The 22,338-nt window shown below is 58.6% G+C and carries 19 protein-coding genes, 2 tRNA genes and 1 rRNA gene; 6 read left to right on the top strand and 16 right to left on the bottom strand.

Annotation, left to right across the window (positions count from 1 at the left end; translation table 11 throughout):
• Window positions 1-125: 125 nt before the first annotated feature.
• The 9 genes from ACZZ0Q_RS01875 to ACZZ0Q_RS01835 all read right to left on the bottom strand — a co-directional run bounded on the left by ACZZ0Q_RS01875 (window position 126) and on the right by ACZZ0Q_RS01835 (window position 8,414).
• Window positions 126-201, bottom strand: a tRNA-Ala gene (locus tag ACZZ0Q_RS01875).
• 25 nt (window positions 202-226) lie between these two features.
• Window positions 227-303 (bottom strand) — tRNA-Ile (locus ACZZ0Q_RS01870).
• Between the two features lie 128 nt (window positions 304-431).
• Window positions 432-1,968: ribosomal RNA gene (locus ACZZ0Q_RS01865) — 16S ribosomal RNA — on the bottom strand.
• A 532-nt stretch (window positions 1,969-2,500) separates the two neighbouring features.
• Window positions 2,501-3,094 carry a protein-methionine-sulfoxide reductase heme-binding subunit MsrQ gene (gene msrQ / locus ACZZ0Q_RS01860; RefSeq protein ID WP_463540284.1) on the bottom strand — a complete coding sequence of 198 codons (594 nt, stop codon included), beginning with the start codon at window positions 3,092-3,094 and terminating at the stop codon, window positions 2,501-2,503.
• Window positions 3,094-4,101, bottom strand: coding sequence for a protein-methionine-sulfoxide reductase catalytic subunit MsrP (gene msrP / locus ACZZ0Q_RS01855; RefSeq protein WP_463540285.1), 1,008 nt, complete (start codon window positions 4,099-4,101; stop codon window positions 3,094-3,096). The genes msrQ and msrP overlap by 1 nt, the downstream gene beginning before the upstream one ends.
• Before the next feature lie 64 nt (window positions 4,102-4,165).
• Window positions 4,166-4,981, bottom strand: coding sequence for a CDP-diacylglycerol--serine O-phosphatidyltransferase (gene pssA / locus ACZZ0Q_RS01850; RefSeq protein WP_122491881.1), 816 nt, complete (start codon window positions 4,979-4,981; stop codon window positions 4,166-4,168).
• Window positions 4,982-5,130: 149 nt separating this feature from the next.
• Window positions 5,131-6,147 carry a ketol-acid reductoisomerase gene (ilvC, locus tag ACZZ0Q_RS01845; RefSeq protein WP_122451504.1) on the bottom strand — a complete coding sequence of 339 codons (1,017 nt, stop codon included), beginning with the start codon at window positions 6,145-6,147 and terminating at the stop codon, window positions 5,131-5,133.
• A 48-nt stretch (window positions 6,148-6,195) separates the two neighbouring features.
• The gene (gene ilvN, locus ACZZ0Q_RS01840) at window positions 6,196-6,687 is read right to left on the bottom strand and encodes an acetolactate synthase small subunit (RefSeq protein WP_108099957.1); all 492 of its coding nucleotides are present in this window, start codon (window positions 6,685-6,687) and stop codon (window positions 6,196-6,198) included.
• 2 nt (window positions 6,688-6,689) lie between these two features.
• Window positions 6,690-8,414 carry an acetolactate synthase 3 large subunit gene (locus ACZZ0Q_RS01835; RefSeq protein ID WP_463384007.1) on the bottom strand — a complete coding sequence of 575 codons (1,725 nt, stop codon included), beginning with the start codon at window positions 8,412-8,414 and terminating at the stop codon, window positions 6,690-6,692.
• A gap of 408 nt (window positions 8,415-8,822) precedes the next feature.
• Here ACZZ0Q_RS01835 and ACZZ0Q_RS01830 point away from each other — a divergent pair, with 408 nt between their 5' ends.
• Entirely contained in the window at window positions 8,823-9,269 is a 447-nt protein-coding gene (locus tag ACZZ0Q_RS01830) for a DUF4124 domain-containing protein (RefSeq protein WP_463540286.1), read from the top strand.
• A gap of 25 nt (window positions 9,270-9,294) precedes the next feature.
• Here ACZZ0Q_RS01830 and ACZZ0Q_RS01825 read toward each other — a convergent pair whose 3' ends face one another.
• From ACZZ0Q_RS01825 to mrcB, 3 genes are read right to left on the bottom strand one after another with little or no spacing between them, the layout of a single operon-like run.
• Window positions 9,295-9,627, bottom strand: a complete 333-nt coding sequence (locus ACZZ0Q_RS01825; protein WP_463540287.1) for a YqcC family protein — start codon at window positions 9,625-9,627, stop codon at window positions 9,295-9,297.
• Window positions 9,627-10,376 carry a tetratricopeptide repeat protein gene (locus tag ACZZ0Q_RS01820; RefSeq protein WP_463540288.1) on the bottom strand — a complete coding sequence of 250 codons (750 nt, stop codon included), beginning with the start codon at window positions 10,374-10,376 and terminating at the stop codon, window positions 9,627-9,629. Before ACZZ0Q_RS01820 ends, ACZZ0Q_RS01825 begins: the two co-directional genes overlap by 1 nt.
• Window positions 10,377-10,391: 15 nt before the next feature.
• Window positions 10,392-12,719, bottom strand: a complete 2,328-nt coding sequence (gene mrcB, locus ACZZ0Q_RS01815) for a penicillin-binding protein 1B (protein ID WP_463540289.1) — start codon at window positions 12,717-12,719, stop codon at window positions 10,392-10,394.
• 117 nt (window positions 12,720-12,836) lie between these two features.
• Here mrcB and ACZZ0Q_RS01810 point away from each other — a divergent pair, with 117 nt between their 5' ends.
• The 5 genes from ACZZ0Q_RS01810 (at window position 12,837) to ACZZ0Q_RS01790 (ending at window position 16,795) form a co-directional block, all read left to right on the top strand.
• Window positions 12,837-14,399 (top strand): bifunctional aminoglycoside phosphotransferase/ATP-binding protein, encoded by a 1,563-nt coding sequence (locus ACZZ0Q_RS01810; protein WP_463540290.1) that lies wholly within the window; start codon window positions 12,837-12,839, stop codon window positions 14,397-14,399.
• An 84-nt stretch (window positions 14,400-14,483) separates the two neighbouring features.
• Window positions 14,484-14,834 (top strand): pentapeptide repeat-containing protein, encoded by a 351-nt coding sequence (locus ACZZ0Q_RS01805; RefSeq protein WP_463540291.1) that lies wholly within the window; start codon window positions 14,484-14,486, stop codon window positions 14,832-14,834.
• A complete protein-coding gene (locus ACZZ0Q_RS01800) occupies window positions 14,831-15,583 on the top strand; it encodes a class I SAM-dependent methyltransferase (protein WP_463540292.1) in 753 nt (250 codons plus the stop codon). The genes ACZZ0Q_RS01805 and ACZZ0Q_RS01800 overlap by 4 nt, the downstream gene beginning before the upstream one ends.
• Before the next feature lie 36 nt (window positions 15,584-15,619).
• Complete coding sequence (locus tag ACZZ0Q_RS01795; RefSeq protein ID WP_122491889.1) at window positions 15,620-15,892, top strand: TfoX/Sxy family protein; 273 nt, start codon at window positions 15,620-15,622, stop codon at window positions 15,890-15,892.
• A 105-nt stretch (window positions 15,893-15,997) separates the two neighbouring features.
• Window positions 15,998-16,795, top strand: coding sequence for a Crp/Fnr family transcriptional regulator (locus ACZZ0Q_RS01790; RefSeq protein ID WP_463540293.1), 798 nt, complete (start codon window positions 15,998-16,000; stop codon window positions 16,793-16,795).
• Window positions 16,796-17,072: 277 nt separating this feature from the next.
• Here ACZZ0Q_RS01790 and ACZZ0Q_RS01785 read toward each other — a convergent pair whose 3' ends face one another.
• From ACZZ0Q_RS01785 to ACZZ0Q_RS01770, 4 genes are read right to left on the bottom strand one after another with little or no spacing between them, the layout of a single operon-like run.
• Entirely contained in the window at window positions 17,073-19,433 is a 2,361-nt protein-coding gene (locus ACZZ0Q_RS01785) for a DUF6160 family protein (protein WP_463540295.1), read from the bottom strand.
• Between the two features lie 11 nt (window positions 19,434-19,444).
• Window positions 19,445-20,062 carry a hypothetical protein gene (locus tag ACZZ0Q_RS01780; protein ID WP_463540296.1) on the bottom strand — a complete coding sequence of 206 codons (618 nt, stop codon included), beginning with the start codon at window positions 20,060-20,062 and terminating at the stop codon, window positions 19,445-19,447.
• Entirely contained in the window at window positions 20,052-21,089 is a 1,038-nt protein-coding gene (locus tag ACZZ0Q_RS01775) for a hypothetical protein (RefSeq protein ID WP_463540297.1), read from the bottom strand. Before ACZZ0Q_RS01775 ends, ACZZ0Q_RS01780 begins: the two co-directional genes overlap by 11 nt.
• A 1-nt stretch (window position 21,090) precedes the next feature.
• On the bottom strand, window positions 21,091-22,173 hold the full coding sequence (locus ACZZ0Q_RS01770; RefSeq protein ID WP_463540298.1) for a DUF6160 family protein: 1,083 nt from the start codon (window positions 22,171-22,173) through the stop codon (window positions 21,091-21,093).
• Window positions 22,174-22,338: the final 165 nt, after the last annotated feature.

The following is a 22,338-nucleotide window of genomic DNA, read 5'->3' as shown; positions in this document are numbered from 1 at the left end:
CTATCCAGTCTATCTTTCTATCACATACCCAAATTTTTAAAGAACGATAATACTTTCTAGTCAAAGACCAGAATTCAATATTCAACCCTAAGGCGAATACTCAATTCTGAACTCTATCGTCGTCGTGGTGGAGCCAAACGGGATCGAACCGTTGACCTCCTGCGTGCAAGGCAGGCGCTCTCCCAGCTGAGCTATGGCCCCGTACTGAGGCTTCTTCCACAACAATTGGTGGGTCTGGGCAGATTCGAACTGCCGACCTCACCCTTATCAGGGGTGCGCTCTAACCAACTGAGCTACAGACCCAATTGTTCGGGCTACTAGGCTGACAACTCGTCACTGATCCTCCTAAAACCTCTAGGACGACCCTATCGTCTTTCGCAATGAATCAAGCAATTCGTGTGGGAGCTTATAAGGAAGCTGATGTCGTCGATTAAGGAGGTGATCCAGCCGCAGGTTCCCCTACGGCTACCTTGTTACGACTTCACCCCAGTCATGAATCACACCGTGGTAACCGTCCTCCCGAAGGTTAGACTAGCTACTTCTGGTGCAACCCACTCCCATGGTGTGACGGGCGGTGTGTACAAGGCCCGGGAACGTATTCACCGTGACGTTCTGATTCACGATTACTAGCGATTCCGACTTCACGCAGTCGAGTTGCAGACTGCGATCCGGACTACGATCGGTTTTATGGGATTAGCTCCACCTCGCGGCTTGGCAACCCTTTGTACCGACCATTGTAGCACGTGTGTAGCCCTGGCCGTAAGGGCCATGATGACTTGACGTCATCCCCACCTTCCTCCGGTTTGTCACCGGCAGTCTCCTTAGAGTGCCCACCATAACGTGCTGGTAACTAAGGACAAGGGTTGCGCTCGTTACGGGACTTAACCCAACATCTCACGACACGAGCTGACGACAGCCATGCAGCACCTGTGTCTGAGTTCCCGAAGGCACCAATCCATCTCTGGAAAGTTCTCAGCATGTCAAGGCCAGGTAAGGTTCTTCGCGTTGCTTCGAATTAAACCACATGCTCCACCGCTTGTGCGGGCCCCCGTCAATTCATTTGAGTTTTAACCTTGCGGCCGTACTCCCCAGGCGGTCGACTTAATGCGTTAGCTGCGCCACTAAAGTCTCAAGGACCCCAACGGCTAGTCGACATCGTTTACGGCGTGGACTACCAGGGTATCTAATCCTGTTTGCTCCCCACGCTTTCGCACCTCAGTGTCAGTATCAGTCCAGGTGGTCGCCTTCGCCACTGGTGTTCCTTCCTATATCTACGCATTTCACCGCTACACAGGAAATTCCACCACCCTCTACCATACTCTAGCTCGACAGTTTTGAATGCAGTTCCCAGGTTGAGCCCGGGGATTTCACATCCAACTTAACGAACCACCTACGCGCGCTTTACGCCCAGTAATTCCGATTAACGCTTGCACCCTCTGTATTACCGCGGCTGCTGGCACAGAGTTAGCCGGTGCTTATTCTGTCGGTAACGTCAAAATTGCAGAGTATTAATCTACAACCCTTCCTCCCAACTTAAAGTGCTTTACAATCCGAAGACCTTCTTCACACACGCGGCATGGCTGGATCAGGCTTTCGCCCATTGTCCAATATTCCCCACTGCTGCCTCCCGTAGGAGTCTGGACCGTGTCTCAGTTCCAGTGTGACTGATCATCCTCTCAGACCAGTTACGGATCGTCGCCTTGGTGAGCCATTACCTCACCAACTAGCTAATCCGACCTAGGCTCATCTATTAGCGCAAGGCCCGAAGGTCCCCTGCTTTCTCCCGTAGGACGTATGCGGTATTAGCGTTCCTTTCGAAACGTTGTCCCCCACTAATAGGCAGATTCCTAGGCATTACTCACCCGTCCGCCGCTGAATCAAGGAGCAAGCTCCTCTCATCCGCTCGACTTGCATGTGTTAGGCCTGCCGCCAGCGTTCAATCTGAGCCATGATCAAACTCTTCAGTTCAAACATATCTGGGTTTTGAGAAAACCCTAAACTTGGCTCAGCAATCGCAAAAAACTCTCAAATTAACGAGTGTTACTTGTGATGCTGATAATCTGGTGACTATCAGTCTTACCTCACAAGCACCCACACGAATTGCTTGATTCAGTTGTTAAAGAACAGTTGGTTAAGTCTTTCGTCTCAACCGAGGCGCGCATTCTACAGCAGCCTCTTATTCCGTCAAGCGATTTCGAAAATTTCTTTTCAAACTCAACCGCTTGCGCTTCAGATCAACTTCAGTCTCTCGTCAGCGGGAGGCGAATTCTACAGCGTTTCAAACCGCTGTCAACCACCTCTTCTACCGCCTTTCGATCCACTTACTCGATCGACCAACAAGACTAAAACCTCAACCCTGTCAGCCCGGCGCATTCTACGCAGATCGCTCTGCTTTGCAACCCTTTATTTAACCTAACCTATTGATTAGAAAGAACTTTTAGGCGCCTTCCGCGCCGGAAGTGGTGCGCATTATAAGCAGCCAGGAAAAGCCGTCAAGACATTATTGTGACAATCTTGCCCGACGGTTCAAAACGCCCGGAATACGGGCAACCATGAGCAGCGCGCCAACAACCGCGTAGATCAGCCACTCCTCTATATCCGCCCGAACCACCCAAAGCATATGCAAGAGCACCAAAGCCAACACGGCGTAGACCAACCGATGCAGCACCTTCCAGCGTCGGCCCAGCTTTCTAATACTCCAGCGGTTGGACGTAATGGCCAACGCGAGCAAGCCGATAAACGCCAAAGCCCCAACGAAGATGTAAGGGCGCTTGCGCAAGTCGATCAACAGCTGCCCGCCATCCAGCCCAAGCACAAACACGGCGTAAGCCGACACATGCAGCACCGCATAAGCAAAGCACCAAAGCCCCAGCTGCCGCCGCACCGCAATCCAGCCGCCCCACGCGGTCAAGCGCTGCAGCGGTGTCATCGCTAAGGTAATAAGCAGCAGTGTCAGCGCACCAAGCCCCAAGCGATCAACAAGCACCTTGCCCGGATCTGGCCCTAGCGCAAACGCCCAGGCTTGATACAGCCAATACAAAGGAAGAACGGGGGCCAGACAAAACACCGCAACACGCCATAGCCGGTATCGCATCAATAGTTAGTCCGCAAATCTAAACCGCTATACAACGAGGCCACCTCGTCATACCCATTGAACAGACGGGTCGGCATCACATTCGGACTAAACAGACTACTCGGCAAACGCCGCTCATGCGCCTGCGTCCAACGCGGATGGTCAACAGCCGGGTTTACGTTGGCATAGAACCCATATTCGTCAGCCGCCAGCGCCTGCCACGTATTAGTAGGCTGCTCTTCGGTCAGGGTAATTCGCACAATGGACTTGATGCTCTTGAAGCCGTACTTCCACGGCACGACCAGACGCAACGGCGCCCCGTTCTGTCCCGGCAACACCCGCCCATACATGCCAACCGCAAGAATCGCCAACGGATGCATCGCCTCGTCCAGGCGCAGCCCTTCTATATAAGGCCAGTCGATCAGCGAAAAGCTGGAGCTCTGTCCTTTCATTTGCTCACGGTCGACCACTGTTTCGAAGCGAACATATTTGGCTTTCGCCGTCGGCTCGAAGCGTTTCAGCACGTCGCCCAACGAAAACCCCATCCAGGGAATGACCATTGACCAAGCCTCGACGCAGCGTAGGCGGTAAATCCGCTCTTCAAGTTGCTGCTCCTTGAACATATCCTCCAACGAGTAGCGACCCGGCTTGGCAACTTCCCCATCGACCATCACCGTCCAGGGCTCAGCTTTAAACGAGCCGGCGTAGCGTGCCGGGTCGCCTTTATCAGGCCCAAACTCATAGAAGTTGTTGTAGTGCGTAGCGTCTTTGAACGGCGTGATCGTTTCACTGCCGGCGGTAACGGCTTGCCAGCGAGCCGCCTTTAGCTTGTCAGCAAACCAATCTGGAGCTTGCGCATCTTCAACATCCGCATAGCGCGAGGCTTCCGCGCGAACGTATGCCGGCAGCGCCAACGCAGCGGCGGCGCCACCTGCGGCAGCGAAGAAGGAACGACGTGAGAGGTAAACCGATTCGGGCGTGACGTCGGATTCACTCGACGCGGAAGCAGAAGGGATTTTGATCAACATGGGAAACTCCGCGACTATCAGTGACTGACGCGCCAATAGACCGCGGAGCTGGAGGGAAATTACATCACTCGGCAGTTTTACGACGGCGCAGGCGCAGCAGGTATTGAACAGGCCCGGACGCAGCATAGGCGAGGAATATCAGCAGCAGAATACGTGGCGGGTCGCTAAATACCACGGCGAACACCAACACCACCGCAAGAATCGCCACAAAAGGCACCCGGCCTTTGAGGTCGAGGTCTTTGAAGCTGTAGTACTTGATGTTGCTCACCATCAACATGCCTGCGGCTGCCACCAGCAAGGCGATCACGAACGACATGTTCGAACCCTGGATGCCGAAGTCGCTAAATGCCCATACGGTACCGGCGACTACGCCGGCTGCTGCCGGGCTTGCCAGACCAATGAAGTAGCGTTTATCGACCGTGCCAATCTGCGTATTGAAGCGCGCCAACCGCAGCGCAGCACCGGCCACATAGATGAAGGCAACCATCCAGCCCACTTTGCCCATGCTCCCCAGCGCCCATTCAAACGCCAGAATGGCCGGTGCTACACCGAACGCGACCATGTCAGACAGCGAGTCGTACTCGGCGCCGAACGCGCTTTGGGTATTGGTCAGACGCGCAACACGACCGTCGAGACTATCCAACACCATGGCCACGAACACCGTGGCGGCTGCTACATAGAAGTTGCCGTTGATGGCATTGATGATCGAGTAGAAACCGGCAAACAGGTTGGCGGTGGTGAACAGGTTGGGCAGCAGGTAAACCCCGCGGTGGCGGACTTTGCGCCCTTCGGCGTCATGACCCTCTTCAACATGCTCATCAATTGGCAGCAGGCTCTCTGCATCGGAACCGTTAGCCGGCTCCTCGGGACGTTCGTTCATGAACTACACCTTGCAACGGTTTGGAAAGTTTTCGACCAGTACGCTGATCCGGGGTTCACCCCGCTCCAGCACTGAGGCTTTATACCAGAGCCTTAGCCTAGAACGAAAAAACGCGGCCGTAGCCGCGTTTTTTCTGGATCGCAACAGCCTTAGTTTTTGGCTTTGTCGACGATCTTGTTGGCAGCGATCCACGGCATCATGGAACGCAGCTGCTCACCGATGATTTCGATACCGTGCGCAGCGTTGTTACGACGCTTGGCGGTCATCGAAGGATAGTTGGTAGCGCCTTCGCTGATGAACATCTTGGCGTATTCGCCGTCCTGGATGCGCTTCAGAGCGTTGCGCATGGCCTGACGAGATTCGGCGTTGATGACTTCCGGGCCGGTTACGTACTCGCCGTATTCAGCGTTGTTGGAGATCGAGTAGTTCATGTTGGCGATACCGCCTTCGTACATGAGGTCAACGATCAACTTCAGCTCGTGCAAGCACTCGAAGTAAGCCATTTCTGGCGCATAGCCGGCTTCAACCAGTGTTTCGAAGCCCGCTTTAACCAGCTCAACGGTACCGCCGCACAGAACGGCTTGTTCGCCGAACAGGTCGGTTTCGGTTTCGTCTTTGAAGGTGGTTTCGATGATGCCGGTACGGCCGCCGCCCACGCCCGAAGCGTAAGACAGGGCAACGTTCTTGGCATTGCCCGAAGCGTCCTGGTAAACAGCGATAAGGTCAGGAATACCGCCGCCTTTGACGAACTCGGTACGCACGGTGTGACCCGGAGCCTTCGGCGCGATCATGATCACGTCGAGGTCTTTGCGCGGCACAACCTGGTTGTAGTGAATCGCGAAGCCGTGGGAGAAGGCCAGGGTGGCGCCTTTCTTGATGTTCGGCTCGATTTCGTTTTTGTACAGCTGGGACTGGAACTCGTCCGGGGTCAGGATCATGACCAGGTCGGCAGCAGCAACGGCAGCAGGCACGTCGGCTACTTTCAAACCATGAGCTTCAGCTTTGGCGCGGGAAGAGGAATCCGGGCGCAGGCCTACGGTCACGTCAACACCGGAGTCTTTCAGGTTGCACGCTTGAGCGTGGCCTTGCGAGCCGTAACCGATAACGGCGACTTTCTTACCCTGGATAATGGAAAGGTCGCAGTCTTTATCGTAATAAACTTTCATGAATTTCCCCTGATTTCTGAGGCCCGTCAGAGCCTCGCGCTAAATGAGTTAAATGCTCAGAACTTTGTCGCCACGGGCGATGCCGGTGACGCCACTGCGGACCGTTTCCAGAATCGAACTGGTGCCTACTGCCTGAATGAAGCTGTCCAGCTTGTCGCTGGTTCCGGCGAGCTGGATGGTGTAGACGCTGCTCGTCACATCCACGATCTGGCCGCGGAAAATATCGGTAGTGCGCTTGATCTCAGCGCGCTGCGCGCCAGTCGCTTTCACTTTCACCAGCATCAGTTCGCGCTCGATATGAGCGCTTTCCGACAGGTTTACCAGCTTGACGACTTCGATCAGCTTGTTGAGGTTCTTGGTGATCTGCTCGATCACCTCATCATGGCCGACCGTGGTCAACGTCAGACGCGACAGGGTCGGGTCTTCGGTCGGCGCCACGGTCAGGCTTTCGATGTTGTAGTTACGCTGAGAGAACAGCCCGACCACGCGGGACAGTGCACCCGGTTCGTTTTCCAGAAGCAGAGAGATGATATGTCGCATGATTATGTCCGCTCCGTCTTGCTCAGCCACATGTCACGCATGGAGCCATCTCTGATCTGCATCGGGTAAACGTGCTCGCTGGTGTCCACCTGGATATCGAGGAATACCAGACGATCTTTCATCGCAAAGGCCTCAGCCATTTTTGGCTTCAGGTCTTTCAGATCGGTGATTTTCATACCCACGTGGCCATAAGCCTCGACCAGTTTGACGAAGTCCGGCAGCGACTCCATGTACGAGTGCGAATGGCGCCCGCTGTAGGTCATGTCCTGCCACTGACGAACCATGCCCAGCACACCGTTGTTCAGGTTGACGATCTTCACCGGCAAGCCGTACTGCAAGCAGGTCGACAGCTCCTGGATGTTCATCTGGATACTGCCTTCGCCGGTCACGCACGCCACGTCGGCGTCCGGGAAATTGAGCTTCACGCCCATCGCAGCCGGGAAGCCAAAGCCCATGGTGCCCAGACCACCGGAGTTGATCCAACGGTTCGGCTTGTTGAAGCGGTAGTACTGCGCCGCAAACATCTGATGCTGGCCCACGTCGGAGGTCACAAAGGCGTCGCCATTGGTGACATCACACAAGGTTTCAACCACGGTCTGCGGCTTGATGATACTGCCGTCGCCCTTCTCGTAAGGAAACAACGCGCCTTCGCCACGCCACTCATCAACCTGTTTCCACCAGCTGGCCACCGCTTCTTTATTCGGGGTTTCGCCGATTTCTTTGAGGATGGCGACCATCTCGGTCAGCACGCTGTCGACCGGGCCTACGATTGGCACGTCGGCCTTGATGGTTTTCGAGATCGACGCCGGGTCGATGTCGATGTGGATGATCTTGGCGTTCGGGCAGAACTTCGACGGGCCGTTGATTACACGGTCATCAAAGCGTGCGCCAACCGCCAGAATCACATCAGCGTGGTGCATCGCCAGGTTGGCGGTGTAGCTGCCGTGCATGCCCAACATGCCGATGAACTGGCGGTCAGTACCAGGGAAGCCGCCCAAGCCCATCAGGGTATTGGTCACCGGCAGATTCAGCATTTTCGCCAGCTCGGTGAGCGGCTCGGATGCATTGCCCATGATCACGCCGCCACCCGAATACAGAATCGGGCGCTTGGCCGCCAGAAGCATTTCAGCAGCTTTGCGAATTTGCCCGGAGTGGCCACGAACGGCTGGGCTGTAGGAGCGCAGCTTGGCTTTCTTCGGGTAAACGTATTCGAATTTTTCTGCCGGGTTGGTCATGTCTTTGGGGATATCGACCACCACCGGACCTGGGCGGCCGGACTGGGCGATATAGAAAGCCTTCTTCATGACTTCCGGAATTTCCGACGGGTGCTTGATCATGAAGCTGTGCTTCACGATTGGCCGGGAGATACCGATCATGTCGGTTTCCTGGAACGCGTCGGTACCGACCATATTGCTAGGCACCTGGCCAGACAGGATCACCATCGGAATGGAGTCCATGTAAGCGGTGGCAATACCGGTAATGGCGTTGGTCGCACCAGGGCCGGACGTCACCAGCACCACGCCGGCTTTACCGGTGGCGCGGGCGTAACCGTCAGCCATGTGGGTCGCGGCCTGCTCGTGACGAACCAGGATGTGAGTCACTTCCGGCTCTTTGAACAGCGCATCGTAAATATGCAGGAGGGCACCGCCTGGGTACCCATAGATGTGCTTAACGCCTTCGTCACGCAAAAAGCGGACGACCATTTCAGCGCCAGATAAAAGCTCCACGTTGTTCACCTCTAAAACGCTTAGAGAACCGCTCACAAACGAACGGGTCCGAATAGGTTTACCGCCAAGCAGAGCATGAGCGACGGTGGTCGCCGACTACGCCAGCTACTACTTGAGCAAGTATTGGGAACGCCCCTAAGTGTTTCGGGGTTTTCCCACCCAGCGCGAGGTAACGCGTTGCGGGTGTAACAGGTCGGCACGGGTATGCGCCTCATGTCTGCTGAGCTAAAGCCTGCTTGCGGCCGACTCCACTACAGCGAACGTCGAATTGTTCGGATTCAACGCCCTCAAGTCAAGTCATCCGTGGTGCTTTCTTTGAATTGCAGCTGTGACCGGGTGCAGGGTGACGAGTGGCTGGATTTGGTTATAGTTAGCAGCACGTTCCGCCGCTAATCAGAAGGACACCGCATGCGACGCATGATCATCACCGGCAGCTTGCTGTTGGCCCTTAGCGCTGCCGCCTCGGCCAGCCAGGTTTACAAATGGGTCGATGCACAGGGCAACACCCACTTTGGCGCGCAGCCGCCGCAGGGCCAGGACGCTACGCCGATCAGCACCCAAGTTACCCAACCTAAGCCAACTGCCCCCTCGACGCTGCCGAAATTACCAGCACCCGGGACGGTCGATGATCCGGCACAAAAGGCCATCGATGAAAAGGTGAAGAAGGAAGTCGCCGCAAAAGAGGAAGAACGCGCGAAGTATTGCGAGGCGGTGCGTACTCACCTGTCACAACTTCAGAACAATCCGCGCTTGATGGTGCAAGTGAATGGCGAAACACGCCGGTTCACTGAGGAAGAACGGCAAAGCAAAATTGCCGAAGATATGAAAGCCATTACCGACACGTGCAGCGACTGACGCCTCCCGCCACACCGGCAACTTCCTAGGAAGTTGCCGCGCCGATCAAGCCATCAAACTCGCCAAGCAACACGAGCAACCCGCTCGCCTTCCCCAGCTTGGCGCTATAGACCATTTCCGCCATCGGCCGAATGCCAGACACCGACGGCAGCGGCTGCCCGCTTTCGATAATTACCTTCATGCGCGGCAGAAAAATCCACTGCAGCCACTCTTCGAACGACAGGCTGTCTACGCAAAACGGTTCGACGCTGGCCAAGGCCTCGGCAGGCGGAGGCGTCGCCGCCCACCAGCCTTGAGCACGCAATTCCCGCTCAATCAGCAGCAAGTGATCCGCCAGGGCGGGCAGCCGCTGATCCATCAGAGATTCACCTGAGCCTTCTGGCGAGCCTGGGCGGCGCCCGAGGCGTTGCCTTGTTTTTCCCGCGCTTGGGCGATCAGCCCCCACAGGCTGGCCTGCAGCGTGGGGCGGCCACTGGCGTACGTCAGGCCGCGCTGCGCCACTTGTTCGGCTTGTGCGGCATCACCTTGAGCCAAGCGCACCTGAGCCAGTCGATACAACACTTGCGGCTCACTTGGGGCAATGCGCTGCGCGCGCTCTAGGCTGGACGAGGCACCGTTTAGGTCGCCACTGCTCTGCTGCTGTTGCGCTGTCGTGAGCAAGGCCAGCACCGGCCCATCCAGCTGTTCATCAGCGGCCAGGCCACCCGATGATGGAATGCCGCTTGGCGCAACAGGGGTCGGCACGCTGTAACTGGCGCTCGGACCGGGTGTAATCGGCCCCGTCGTGATCGGGCCAGGCGTAATGCCGCCCGACGACATCGGCGCACTGCTCACGGATGAGCCGCCCGGGTAAGTTTGAATGGGCGCTGGCGCGCGGCCCTGGCCCGGCACCATCACCACCACGCCGGAATCCTGCGGGACCGCCTGAGTCTGCGGCTGGCTTGGCGTTTGCGCGTAGCCGCCCGTGGTCGCGCGTCCATTGACCGGCGGGCGATCAGCCGAAAGCGGCGCGCCGGAGTCGACCACCGGAATCGATCCACGTTGAACACTGGCGCAACCGGTCAGCACGCTTGTGGCTATTAATGCAGGGATCAACCACTTATTCACTGAGCACCTCATCACTTAATTCATCCAACCGCGCACCCAGTCCATCACTTCCCCCGCAGGCGTTTGCCCGCCGCAGGCCGCACCGGCTGCCGGCTCGCTGCCGCGAATATACGGCATCTGTACCGCGTTCGGGCAGTTGGCATCGGAGCCTTGACCGTTGTTCGCGTCAACCCACACCTGGACCACGTTATCGGGCAGCGGCATGTTCAGCGGCAGCGGGTCAGCCTGCTTCATAAAGCCGGTCCACACCTGCAGGGCTCCCGTTGCACCGGTGAAGGGTGTGCCGCCGTTATCGTCACGGCCCATCCACACCACAGCCAACAAATCCTGACTGAAACCGGCAAACCAGCTGTCGCGCGAATCGTTACTGGTGCCGGTCTTGCCGGCCAGATTCAACGTCGACGGCAGTTGGCTATAGACCGAGCGCCCGGTGCCTTCGCGCATTACGCGTTGCATCGCGTTCTGCACCAGATAAATGGCACCTGGATCAAAACGCTGTTGAATCTGGAACGGATAGCGCTTGAGAGGTTCCCCTTCGGCAGTCAACACACTCCGAATGCCGCGCAATGGCGTATTGAAACCACCGTTGGCCAGCGTCTGGTACATGCCGGCGACTTCGATGGGACTGAGCGCGCCCGCACCCAGCAACATCGATGGGAATGCCGGCCACTCACGGGAAACACCCAATCGCTGGAGCGTCTTCAGCACATTCGGAACACCCAGCTCCAGCCCGAGCTTGGCGGTCGACAAGTTGTAGGAGTTAGCCAGGCCTTGGTACAGATAAATCGTCCCGTGAGCCTTTCGATCGTAGTTTTGCGGCGTCCACACCTGACCGTCTTTACCCTTGACCGAGAACGGCTCGTCCTCCAGCCAACTGGTCAACGTGTATTGGCTCGGGCGTTCCAGCGCAGTCAAGTACACCGCTGGTTTAACCAGCGAGCCAATAGGCCGCACCGCGTCCAACGCGCGGTTGAACCCGGCGAAGCGTGGTTGACGGCTGCCGAGCATGGCCTGAATTTCGCCGCTTTCCGGATTGGTCACCACCATGGCGGCTTCCACTTCGTCGGCGCCTTTGCGGCCCTTGAAGCCCTTCAGCGTGGTGTGCAGTGCGTTCTCGGCTTTCTGCTGAAGAATCGGATCGAAGCTGGTGAAAATTCGCAGGCCTTCTTCCGTCAAGTCTTCATCGCGGTAATCCTGGCGCAACTGGCGCTTCACCAAATCGAGGAAGGCCGGGTAGGAACTGTCTGCCATGCTGCCGCGCTTGGTCACGCCCAGCGGCATTTTCTTAGCCGCTTCGGCCTGTTCGACAGTGACGACGTTTTGCGAAGCCAACAGATCGAGCACCAGATTACGACGCTCAAGTGCGCGATCCGGATTACGGCGCGGGTTATAGAAGGTAGGGCCCTTCACCATGCCGACTAACAACGCCACTTGGTGAAGCTTCAGCTCAGCCAATGGCTGGCTAAAAAAGTACTGACTGGCCAGACCAAACCCGTGCACCGCGCGCTGGCCGTCTTGGCCAAGGAACACCTCGTTAAGGTAGGCCTCAAGGATTTCCTGCTTGCTGTAATGCACCTCCAGCAGCACCGCCATCATTGCTTCGGTGGCTTTACGCGTCAGGCTGCGTTCGCTGGTGAGGTAGAAGTTTTTCACCAGCTGCTGGGTCAGCGTACTGCCGCCCTGACGCATCTGCCCGGCACTGGCATTCACCCAGAACGCGCGAGCAATGGACTTTGGCGATACGCCGAAATGGTGGAAAAATTCCCGGTCTTCGACCGCTACCAGGGTTTCCACCAAATAAGGGGGCACCTGGTCGAGCTTGATCAGAATCCGATCTTCGTTGTGGGCCGGGTAAAGCCCGCCAATCAGCAACGGCTCCAAACGCGCAACGGCCAAGTCCTGGCCGCTGGCCTGGATAAGCCCAGCCACGTAGTCGCCAGAAAACTTGACCCTAATGCGCTGCGCAGGCTCCGCACCTTCGTAGAACTGGAAACCGCGAGTGTTCAAATCAATGTTATTGCCTGCCACCACGGCGGCGCCGGGGCCGGTCACCGAGGTTTCGCGGCGATAGCCAAGGGCATCCAGCTCGGTGAGGAAGTCGTCTTTGGCCAGCTTCTGGCCGACGAACAATTCCAACGGCCGGGCGTACACCTTGGCGGGAATCGTCCAGCGTTTGCCGGAGAATTTCTCCTGCACCACGGCGTCGAGGTACACGGCAAAACCGGCCACGACCACCAGGCCGACGATGCTGAGTTTGAGCAACCAACCCAGCCAGCGGCGCATGCCACCAGAGCGGGATTTAGGGCGCGAACGAGAGGGGCGAGAAGATCGGGTACGTGTCATGGCGGCGCATTATACGCACTTTGCCTGGGCCAGACAGACGCCTCCCAGCGGTTTGCACACTTGCTCACAGCCGCCATAATGGCCGCCTGAATTCAGCCCGTTATTCAAGGAAAGACCGTGAGCCAAACCCTGATTGCCGCCTTGCAGAACCCGGCCCTTTACCCGCATCCGGTAGAAGGTTTCCAGGTCATTGAAACGCACATCTCCTGGGTGGTGCTGACCGGTCCCTTCGCTTACAAAATCAAAAAGCCCGTCAACTTCGGCTTCCTCGACTTCACCACACTTAAAGACCGCGAGCATTTCTGCAACGAAGAGCTGCGCCTGAACCAGCGTCTGACCGAAGGCCTGTACCTCGAAGTACTGCCGATTACCGGCAGCGCCGAGGCGCCGGAAATTAACGGCAGCGGTCCGGTGATCGACTACGCCCTGAAAATGCGCCAGTTCCCGCAAAGCCAGTTGCTCGCCGAAGTGCAGAGCCGGGGCGAGCTGACCACCGACCACATCGACGCGCTGGCCATACAAATTGCCCAGTTCCACCTCAACGCCCCCCGCGTGCCGCAGGACCATCCGCTGGGCACCGCCGCCGCGATCATGGCGCCGGTCACTCAGAACTTCGAACAAATCCGCCCGATGCTCTCGGACAAAGCCGACCTGCAGCAGCTCGATGCTCTGCAAGCCTGGGCCGAAGCCAGCTTCGAGCGCCTGCAACCGCTGTTCGAGCGTCGTAAAAGCGAAGGGTTTATTCGCGAATGTCATGGCGACATTCACCTCGGTAACGCCACGCTGCTGGACGGCAAAGTGGTGCTGTTCGACTGCATCGAATTCAACGAACCGTTCCGCCTGACCGACGTCACCGCCGACGCCGCCTTCCTCGCAATGGACTTGGAAGACCGTGGCCTCAAGCCGTTGTCGCGCCGTTTCGTCAGCGCCTGGCTGGAACAAACCGGCGACTACGACGCGCTGGAAATTCTCAATTTCTACAAAGCCTATCGGGCGATGGTGCGTGGCAAGGTCGGCCTGTTCCGCCTCGGCCAGGAAGAAAGCGCCGTGCAACGCGCCGTGATTCTGCGTCAGTACCGCAGCTATGCCGCCCTGGCCGAAAGCTACAGCGCCATTCCATCGCGCCTGCTGGCGATTACCCATGGCGTTTCGGCCGTTGGCAAAAGCCACGTCGCCATGCGTTTGGTTGAAGCCCTCGGCGCCATCCGCCTGCGCTCGGACATAGAACGCAAACGCCTGTTCGGCGAGCAGAAAGCAGCCGAACACGGTCAGCTGACTGCCGGCATTTACAGCGAAGACGCCAGCGTGGCCACCTATCAGCGCCTGCACCAATTGGCCGAGTCGGCTTTGCGCGCCGGTTTCCCGGTGGTGATCGACGCGACTTATCTGAAACAGACGCAGCGCCAAGCCGCGTGGGACGTCGCCCAGGAAACCGGTGCGCCCTTCGTGATTCTGGATTGCCAAGCGCCAGAAACCGTTATCGCCAGTTGGCTGGCGCAGCGTCAGGCCGCCGCGCAAGACCCATCGGATGCCACCCTGGAAGTCATTCGCGCCCAACAAAACAGCCGCGAGCCGTTGAGCGCGGAAGAACTGGTGCTGACCAAACGCGTCGACACCCATGAAAGCGCCAGCCTTGATTCCCTAATCGAACGCATTCGCCAGCGCCTGCCCGGCCTTTAAGCCGCGACGGCACCGCGCTCAGCCAGCGGGCAGAGCTGAGCGCGGCTTCTATACTGCCGATGAACCCCACATCGGAAGCCCGCCATGAGCAAGCCGCGTCAATTGGAAAATCCGCTGTACGTGCTGCTGCACAACGAAGACATCGAAGGCGTGAACGCCTTGAAGGCCCAAGGTGGCGACTTTGATTTATCCGACGGCGACTTCCGCGGCCTGGACCTCCGGCTGCTCGACGCCAACGGTTTCAACTTCACCAACGGCTACTTTCGCGGCGCAGATTTACGCGGCCTGGACTTGCGCAACACGCGCATGGATGGCGCCAGCATCGCGCACGCGCAGATTTCCGGGGTGTTCTTCCCCAACGAACTGAGTGCGGATGAAATCGTCATGTCGCTTACGTACGGCACCCGCATGCGCTATCGGTCCACGACTTCATGAGCGAAATTGCCCAACTGTTCGGTAACCGCGCTGCCGCATACGCCAGCTTCCGCCCGCGTTATCCGGATGCCTTGTTTGAATGGCTGGCGCAGCACAGCCCGAGCACCGAACGCGCGCTGGATATTGCCTGCGGTTCCGGACAGGCCAGCGAGCCGCTACTTGCTCAGTTCAGGCAAGTGCTGGCCTGTGACGCCAGCGTTGAACAGCTTGTTGCCAGTGAAACGCTGCAGGCGACTTCGGTGTTCGCCGCTGACGCAACGGCCATCCCGCTGGCCACCCAAAGCCTGGACCTGATCATCGTCGCCCAGGCGCTGCATTGGTTTGCCGGCCCATCCTTTTTTAATGAAGTGCAACGGCTGCTGAAACCGGACGGGCTGTTTTGCGCCTGGTGCTACGGACTGATGAGCATCGATGAAGCGATTGACGAGGTGGTCGACGATTTCTACTGGAACACGTTGGGCGGCTACTGGCCTGCCGGGCGCGCCAGCATCGAAGCGGGTTATCGCGACATCGATTCGCCGTTGCAGCGCGTAGAGGTGCCGGCCTTTTCCATGCAGGCGCAGTGGGGCTTCGACCATCTGTTGGGGTACTTGCGCACGTGGTCAGCCTGCCAGCTGTGGGAGCGCAAAAACGGCCGCGATCCGGTCGCCGACGTCGCCCCGGCACTGGAAAAAGTATGGAGAGATGTCAAACAGCCACGTTTTGTGAACTGGCCGCTACACTTCCTGGCAGGGTCCCCATCGCGCTAACCGCGCGGGACTAAGCACGGCAGCCAAGGAGGCGCGATGAACGACGAACTGCAACACCTCAAAAACCTGGGTAAAACCTCATCGCAATGGCTGCATGCCGTCGGCATCCATAGCGCAACCGACCTGCGCCGCCTGGGCGCAGTGGGCGCTTACCGTGCCGTGCAGGCGCGCGGGTTCCGGGCGTCGAAGGTATTACTGTATGCAATCGAAGGTGCATTGCTGGATGTGCACTGGAATGAGTTGCCTCCGGCCCACAAAGCGGAGTTGAATGGCCAGCTCGACGCTATGCCCCCGCACAATAAGAGCTAGCTCACATCCTCTGCGCTCGATGATTTACGCCGAGGCGGCCACGAACTATTGTTTCAGGGACCTTCGTGCGTTCTCGAAAGCCCAGCCAGTTCAAGGAATTACTGTATGTACCTACTCGGGGAGCAACCGGCGTACGCCGACCAGCTGATCAACCGACTGCAAGGCATCCCCACGCAACTGCTGGAAGGGCTTGCGCCTTCGGGCGCTACTTTGCGTCTGGAGCGCACCGACGACCTCTCGCAAGCGGTGCCGGGCAATCAGCTGTTCATCATCGAAAACGGCTTGCTGCATGCGCTGGTCGATGAGCGTCCGTTGTTCTATTTGCAGGAAGGCGACCTATTCGGCCTGCGCCAAGGCATAGAATTTCCTACGTGCCGGTACAGCAGCGAAGAACCCCTGAGCCTGGTGCCGTACACGCGCAGCGAAGTGTTCAAGCACATCTATGCCAGCGAAGTTCGCCTGGAACTGTTCGTTCAGTACCTGATTGGCCATACGGCGCTGCTGTCCGACGCGCTGGCGCGCTTGAAGCAGCCGGAAATTCGCCCCGCTACCGGCTTCCAGCACTTTGCTGCCGGCGAGGAGTTGATTCACCAGGGCGACGAAGCCGACCACGTGTTCATCATTATCGAAGGCCACGCCGAGGCGTATGTCGACGGCCATAAGGTCGGCGATGTGCAGAAAGACGAAATCTTCGGCGCCATGGCTGTGTTTACCCGCGAGAAGCGCAGCGCAACCGTACTGGCCAGCGAGCCGTGCACGGTGATGGTGATTCCGAAGGAACAATTTCTCAGCCTCACGCAAAGCAATCCGCGTATCGCCCATAGCCTCATTGAAAGCATGGCGCGGCGTATCGACCTGCTGAACAAAGAAGTCACCCAGCTGCGTTTGCCCGCTAGCGAGTAAGCCCTACGTTGCCCCCACGAAACCCGGCCAAGCGCCGGGTTTTGTGCGTTTAAGGCACGGTGAGAAAAAAGTTTGGAGAGAGGGGTTGACTGAGAAATGAGAATTGTTATTATTACCGCAACTGGTCGCGAGATCAGTCGATATTTTGAGAGACCTTCAGTCGGCCTTTCAGATTATCTCCTCATCAGGCTAATCACGGTTTTTGACCCGGCTCTTGCCGGGTCTTTTTTTGCCCGCGAAAAAGTGCGCGAATCGCTCGCCAAGAACAGCCGCGCACTTAGTTGATCGGCGTCGCCGTGAGGTTCGCGCGAATGTCGGCGTTCTGCGCCTTGATGCCATACATGGCCGTCACCGCACCGCCGGTTGGGTGCACATTCTGCAAGCGATCCACATTCACTTCCTTGAACGTGATACGCCCGTTCACCGCAAACCCCAGCGGATCCGGCGTCACGGTCGTGCCCGCATTCGCCCCACTTTTCACTTTTACGGTGGTCGGCGCAACATCCAGGTTCAGGTCGGCATTCACGCCATAGGTATTGGCGTTGGGATTGTTCGGGTCGCCGTCGGAGGTGGAAAAGTTGTCGATCACCAGCTGCGCCCCGGTGCCGTTGCCCGCCGTGCGGTTGGTTTCCCACAGCACCTGGTTGCGCTTCTCGTCAGTGGCAACGCCATTGACCGAGCTGTCCACCGCCGTATCGCGTACAAACACGCTTTTCAGTTTCACCGACACACCTTCGTTGCCGCGATCTTCCCAGCGCCCGCCGCTCGCGCCACAAGCGCTGGCCGTGCCGCCACTGCCGCCGACACACAACGCACCGGCGCCGCCTGAACTCAGCGCCAGGGTCGAACCCTGCTCGTAGCGCTTGAGCATGATCCGCCCAAGGCTTGTGCCTGTGGCGCGGTCGCCCCAGCGCACATCGCTGACGTCGAGCTTCGACCAATACGTGCCCTTACGCAGTTCGACGCCGCCCTTCTCCCCCGCCGCGCCGCTACTGATATCGAGCGTGCCGTCACGGAAATGCATGTCGTAACTGGTGCCTGACAACCACAACCCGCGCCCTGCCTCATCGACCGTAACCGCCGCCCGCGCTTCGGTCACATAAAAGTCGGCGTTATAGCGCACGCCACTGCCCACGTTGCCGCCCGGTTGAATGGTCAACTGGCCATTCAGGGTGAAGTCATACGCGGGAAAAATCTCCATCAGCACCAGCAACTCGGTGCCGCCCTGCAACGGCGCCGTGGCGCTGCCCACTCGCAGACCATCGAAGCTGTAGCTGCCCTTCACGTTATTCAGGCCCACGCGCAGCCCATCGTAATGGCCGTTATAGCTGCCCAGGCTCATGTCGCTTTGGGTGCCGGCGTAGCAGCCGGTGCTGGCCCCAGCGGCGCAGCTTTTGGTCACATCGAGCGTCACCTGGCCGCTGCCGTTGGTGCGCAGGCCGCTGAACCACATGCTGTTGCCGTTATCGGTCAGCGATACCGAACTGTTGACCATGTTCCAGCTCACGTCTGCGGTCACGCCCTTGAGCCCGGAATTGACGTCGCCGCCCGGCCGCAGCTTCAGCCAGTTCTGCTTCGCGCCGTCATCGAGGAAATTCAGATCAATCCCAAGGCTGCCGAGCTTCTGGTTGCTGGCGTTGCCAATAATGAGACCACCCAAGGTCGCGTTCAGACGCAAATCAGGAAACTTCACCTGAGCAAATGTCCCCACCGTGTCGCTCGCCAAGTCCACCGTCAGGCCACTGGTGCTGCTCAGCACGCCAGCAAAATTCTCGGCCCGCAGCACGCCTTCGTCCTGATACTGAAACAGGCTGTTGGTGATCGCGATATTCGGCCGAATGCGGATGCCCTGCCCGCTGGCACCTCCACTGGCAATGCTCAAACTGCCGCCCAAGCGCAGGTCGAGCGTGAGCGAGCCAAAGCTTTTGCTCGCGCTCGGGTCGCGCGTGTCCGGGTCGCTGGGCGTTGCCAACACGCCGTTTACCGCGTCGCCGTGGGCCAGGTCGAGGCTGATGCCGCCAATGTTGGCCACCAGGCGTGCGCTGCCGAAGTCGAGCTTCACTTCCTTACCGCTGCCACCGTTGACGATGTCGACATACGCGGCGTTGAGGTAGGCGTTCAGCGACATGCCGTTGACGATCAGGTCGTAGCCGTTATCGCGGTAGTAAAACGTCACGTCGGTCAGCGACAGCTTGCTGTCATCCAGGCCGATGCCGCTCACGCCGCTGCTGCCGCCGCCTTTTACCTTCAGTGTCGCGCCCAGGGTGTAAAACGCGCGGAAACTGCCGAAGCTGTTGCTGCTGCCGGCCGTCTCGACGTTGTTTACCGCCAGCACTTGCGGACTGGCTTTGTGCTCGATCACCAACTGATTGCCGACCACATCGACCTTGGTGGTGGAAGTGGCCGTGGCGCCACTGGCCGGCCGATTGCTGACATCTTTGAGCGCCACGGTTTTGCCGTCTTCGCTGTAGCTGACCGTGCTTGCCGACCAACCGCCGCCGCTGATTTCCATGCTAATGCCGGACTGCCCGTTCACACCGGCCAGCCCCTCATCGTCCAACGCCTGCATGGCCAGCGCCGGCGCACTGAGGCCCAGCAAGACGATGCACAGTGGTAAACGCAGCAACGAACGGCACATCGGCTTACCCCTCAGTTTTTAGGAAACACCAGCACGTTGCCTTGCATACGAATGCTGCCGTCGATTTTCGCCGAGAAAATATTGGTCTGCTGATAGCTCGCATCGCCGCCGTTAGCGGCAGTGCCGGCCTTGTTGCGCCAGCCGCCCTGGTTGGCCACCGCGAAGGTAAAGCGGGTGTCTTGAAACTTCACTTCGTTGGGCAGGCCGAACTCCAACGTGTCCTGGGCGAACGTGGCGCCATCGCCATTGAAACCGCCGTCGATAAACCGTGTGCGAAGGGTCAGACCGTCAAAGCTGAACACGCCTTTCATATTGTCCAGCACGTACCAGCCGCCGGCCGCCTCGGCGCGAATGGCCAGGCGCATGCCGCAATCTTCCGGCGAGCTGGCGCCAAGGGTGGCGCAACTGCGTTGGTTGGCCGTCCAGGTGCTGGGGGTATTCGTGGTTGGGGTCGACCACAACACGCCACCGTTTTTGTTGATGCTGAAATCACCCGACAAATAAACCCCGCCTTGTCCACGGGTGGCGCTGAGCGCTTCGTCTGCCATGGGCTGCAACTCGCTGCGCGCCAGCGCCGGCACCAGCAAAGCCAGCCACAACACCAACCACTCGATGCGTTTAAAGGTCATGGCTGGTCACCTTCAGGTAATTGATGCTCAGGCCTTGCAGCGTGTTGTAGCCAAAGTTGTAGCCGCCGGTGCTGTAGTTGCCGCTGCCGACTTTGAGGTTGTCGATGACGATATTGGTGCGCGGCGCATTGGCGTAGAAGTCCGTCGCCAACGTGTTGCGCTGCGCCGCTGTGGTGCCGCCCGCCGTGGGGTTGGGCAGCTCCAGCACAAACTGGCCGTTGCTGTTGACGTCGAAAAGCAGCGGCTGGGTTTTGCCGTAACCCAGGGAGATGTTCGCGTACATATTGCTCAGCGTGATGGTGCGCGCCTCTTGGTCGGCCGCCGTGGCGCAGTTAGTAGCGCCGGCCGCGCACGACATCACGGTCAGCCCTTTCGCATACACGTTCAGGCGCATCTCACCCACCAGTTGGCTACGGGCGCTATCGCCCCACAGCCGCAGGTACGAGCCGTCCATGGCCAGCTCGGCGATGTCGATATTCAAAATGTCGGTGCGGCCTGCGGCCACCTGGAAGTCAAAGCGAATGCCCAGGTCTGCCTTCTCGCTGGCCCGGCTCGAACAGTTACTGCCTGCCGCTGCGTACCCGGAAATACAGGCTTGCCCGGCAGCGCCCGTCAGCCGCTCGGGAAAGGTCAGCGCCAGCACCGCGACATTGCTCGGCGTGGTTTGCACCCACACGCCGTCGTCGCGAAGGGTGCGCAGGTTTTCGCCTTTGTTGAGGTCAAGCGTGAACGGCGAGCTGAGGCGGCCGATGGTCACGGGGTTGAGATTGGCGCCTTTGTTACTGCCAGCCGCGCCCAAGTAAAACTCTTTCACCGAAATCGGCACGTTCTGGCCGCTGCCGTTGGTGATGTCGTTGATGGTGATGGTCGCGTTGTTGGCGTCGAGCAGAATGTCTTCCAGCACAAAGCCGAAGCCGGCGCCTTGCACGCCAGACAATTCCTGGTCGTCCAGGGCCTTCATCTCGGCCTGCGCCAAGGCGCTGAAGCCCAGCAAGGCCAAGCCAGCGAACCGCCAGAGGGCGCTCATGTCAGCAACCCGCAGTGGCGCTGCCGAGGCAGGTGTCTTGCCGCGGAATGCCGTTGAACGCCTGGTTGAAGTCGATGTTGATCGGCGAAACCATATTGCCGTTGGCGTCCCGGTACTTGGGCATGTTCATGAACGCGCCCTTGAGAGCAGTCATAAAGCTGTTGCTGTCCAGATCGCGCCAGGCCACATCTTTGGTTTGTAGCGAAATGAAAAAGCCTTTCGCCGCGCCTTCGATAGCAGCCGTGCCGGCCTGATCAGCGACGCCCAGGTTGCCGACCGGCAGCGATTTGAATTGGTCGAGATTGAAGCAGGTCTGGATGCCCAACAGCGCGCAGCCGTTGGACTTAATAATGCCCAGCGCGGCATCGGTCAAAATCGGCAGGCAGCCGCTGGTGCACGTCAGGCCGTCGCCATTTTTCACGCCTGCCTGGGTACCACGAATCGGGTCGGATGCGCCGCTGCTGTTCACCAACTGCGCATCCGCCTCCAACACGCTGGAGGTGTAAATGCCGCCGATGCCCAGAATTAGTTTCTGGCCGACGTTGGCCTGGTCATAAATCGCCTGGCCGGTGCCTTTGATATGCACCGGCACGTTGCCGGTCAGGCTGGCGATGTCGCCGGAAAGCGTGCCCTTGGCCTCGCCAAAACCGATGCGCACGCCGATGACTTTGTTGCCCTCGTACGCCAGCTCGATAAACGGATTGGCGATTTTGAACGCATTGATGCTGTCGTCGGCATTCACCGTGCCGAGGGCAAAGTTGTTAATCAGAATGTCGGAAGAACCCGCCACTTCGCCCGGCCGGGTCAGGGAATCGTTGTACTGGCCGAGCTGAAGTTTCTTCATATTCAGCTGGGTGTCGAGGTTTACGCCCAGGTTCACCCGCGTGTAGTTGATGCCCGCGTTGGCGTCGGTGGTCAGGTTGATGAATGCCTGCCCGGTCACGTTGGACAGTTCACTGTCAGCCAGCGCCTCCAGCTTGGCCTGCGCAGCACCCGGCAGCACGGCCACGGCCAGCAGCGCCAGCGCAAACAGCGAACGGAAGGGAGACAGACGACCTGCGGCAAGGCTACGGGGCGAGCGCATGGCGATTTCCTTATTCTTATTGTGTTCGGACTCTCAGCAGCGCGCGGGCGCGGCAAGAATCTACGGCATCACTATAAGAACCTCGGCCGCAACCGGCGCCCGACCCATAGTCGAGTCTGTAGAGGTGAAATAAGGGAGCGCGCGGGGCGACTGTTACGAGAAATC

The sequence above is a fragment of the Pseudomonas sp. AC070 genome (assembly GCF_979258635.1).
Note: the sequence above shows the minus strand (reverse complement) of the source record. Positions and strands in the feature narration are given on the sequence as shown.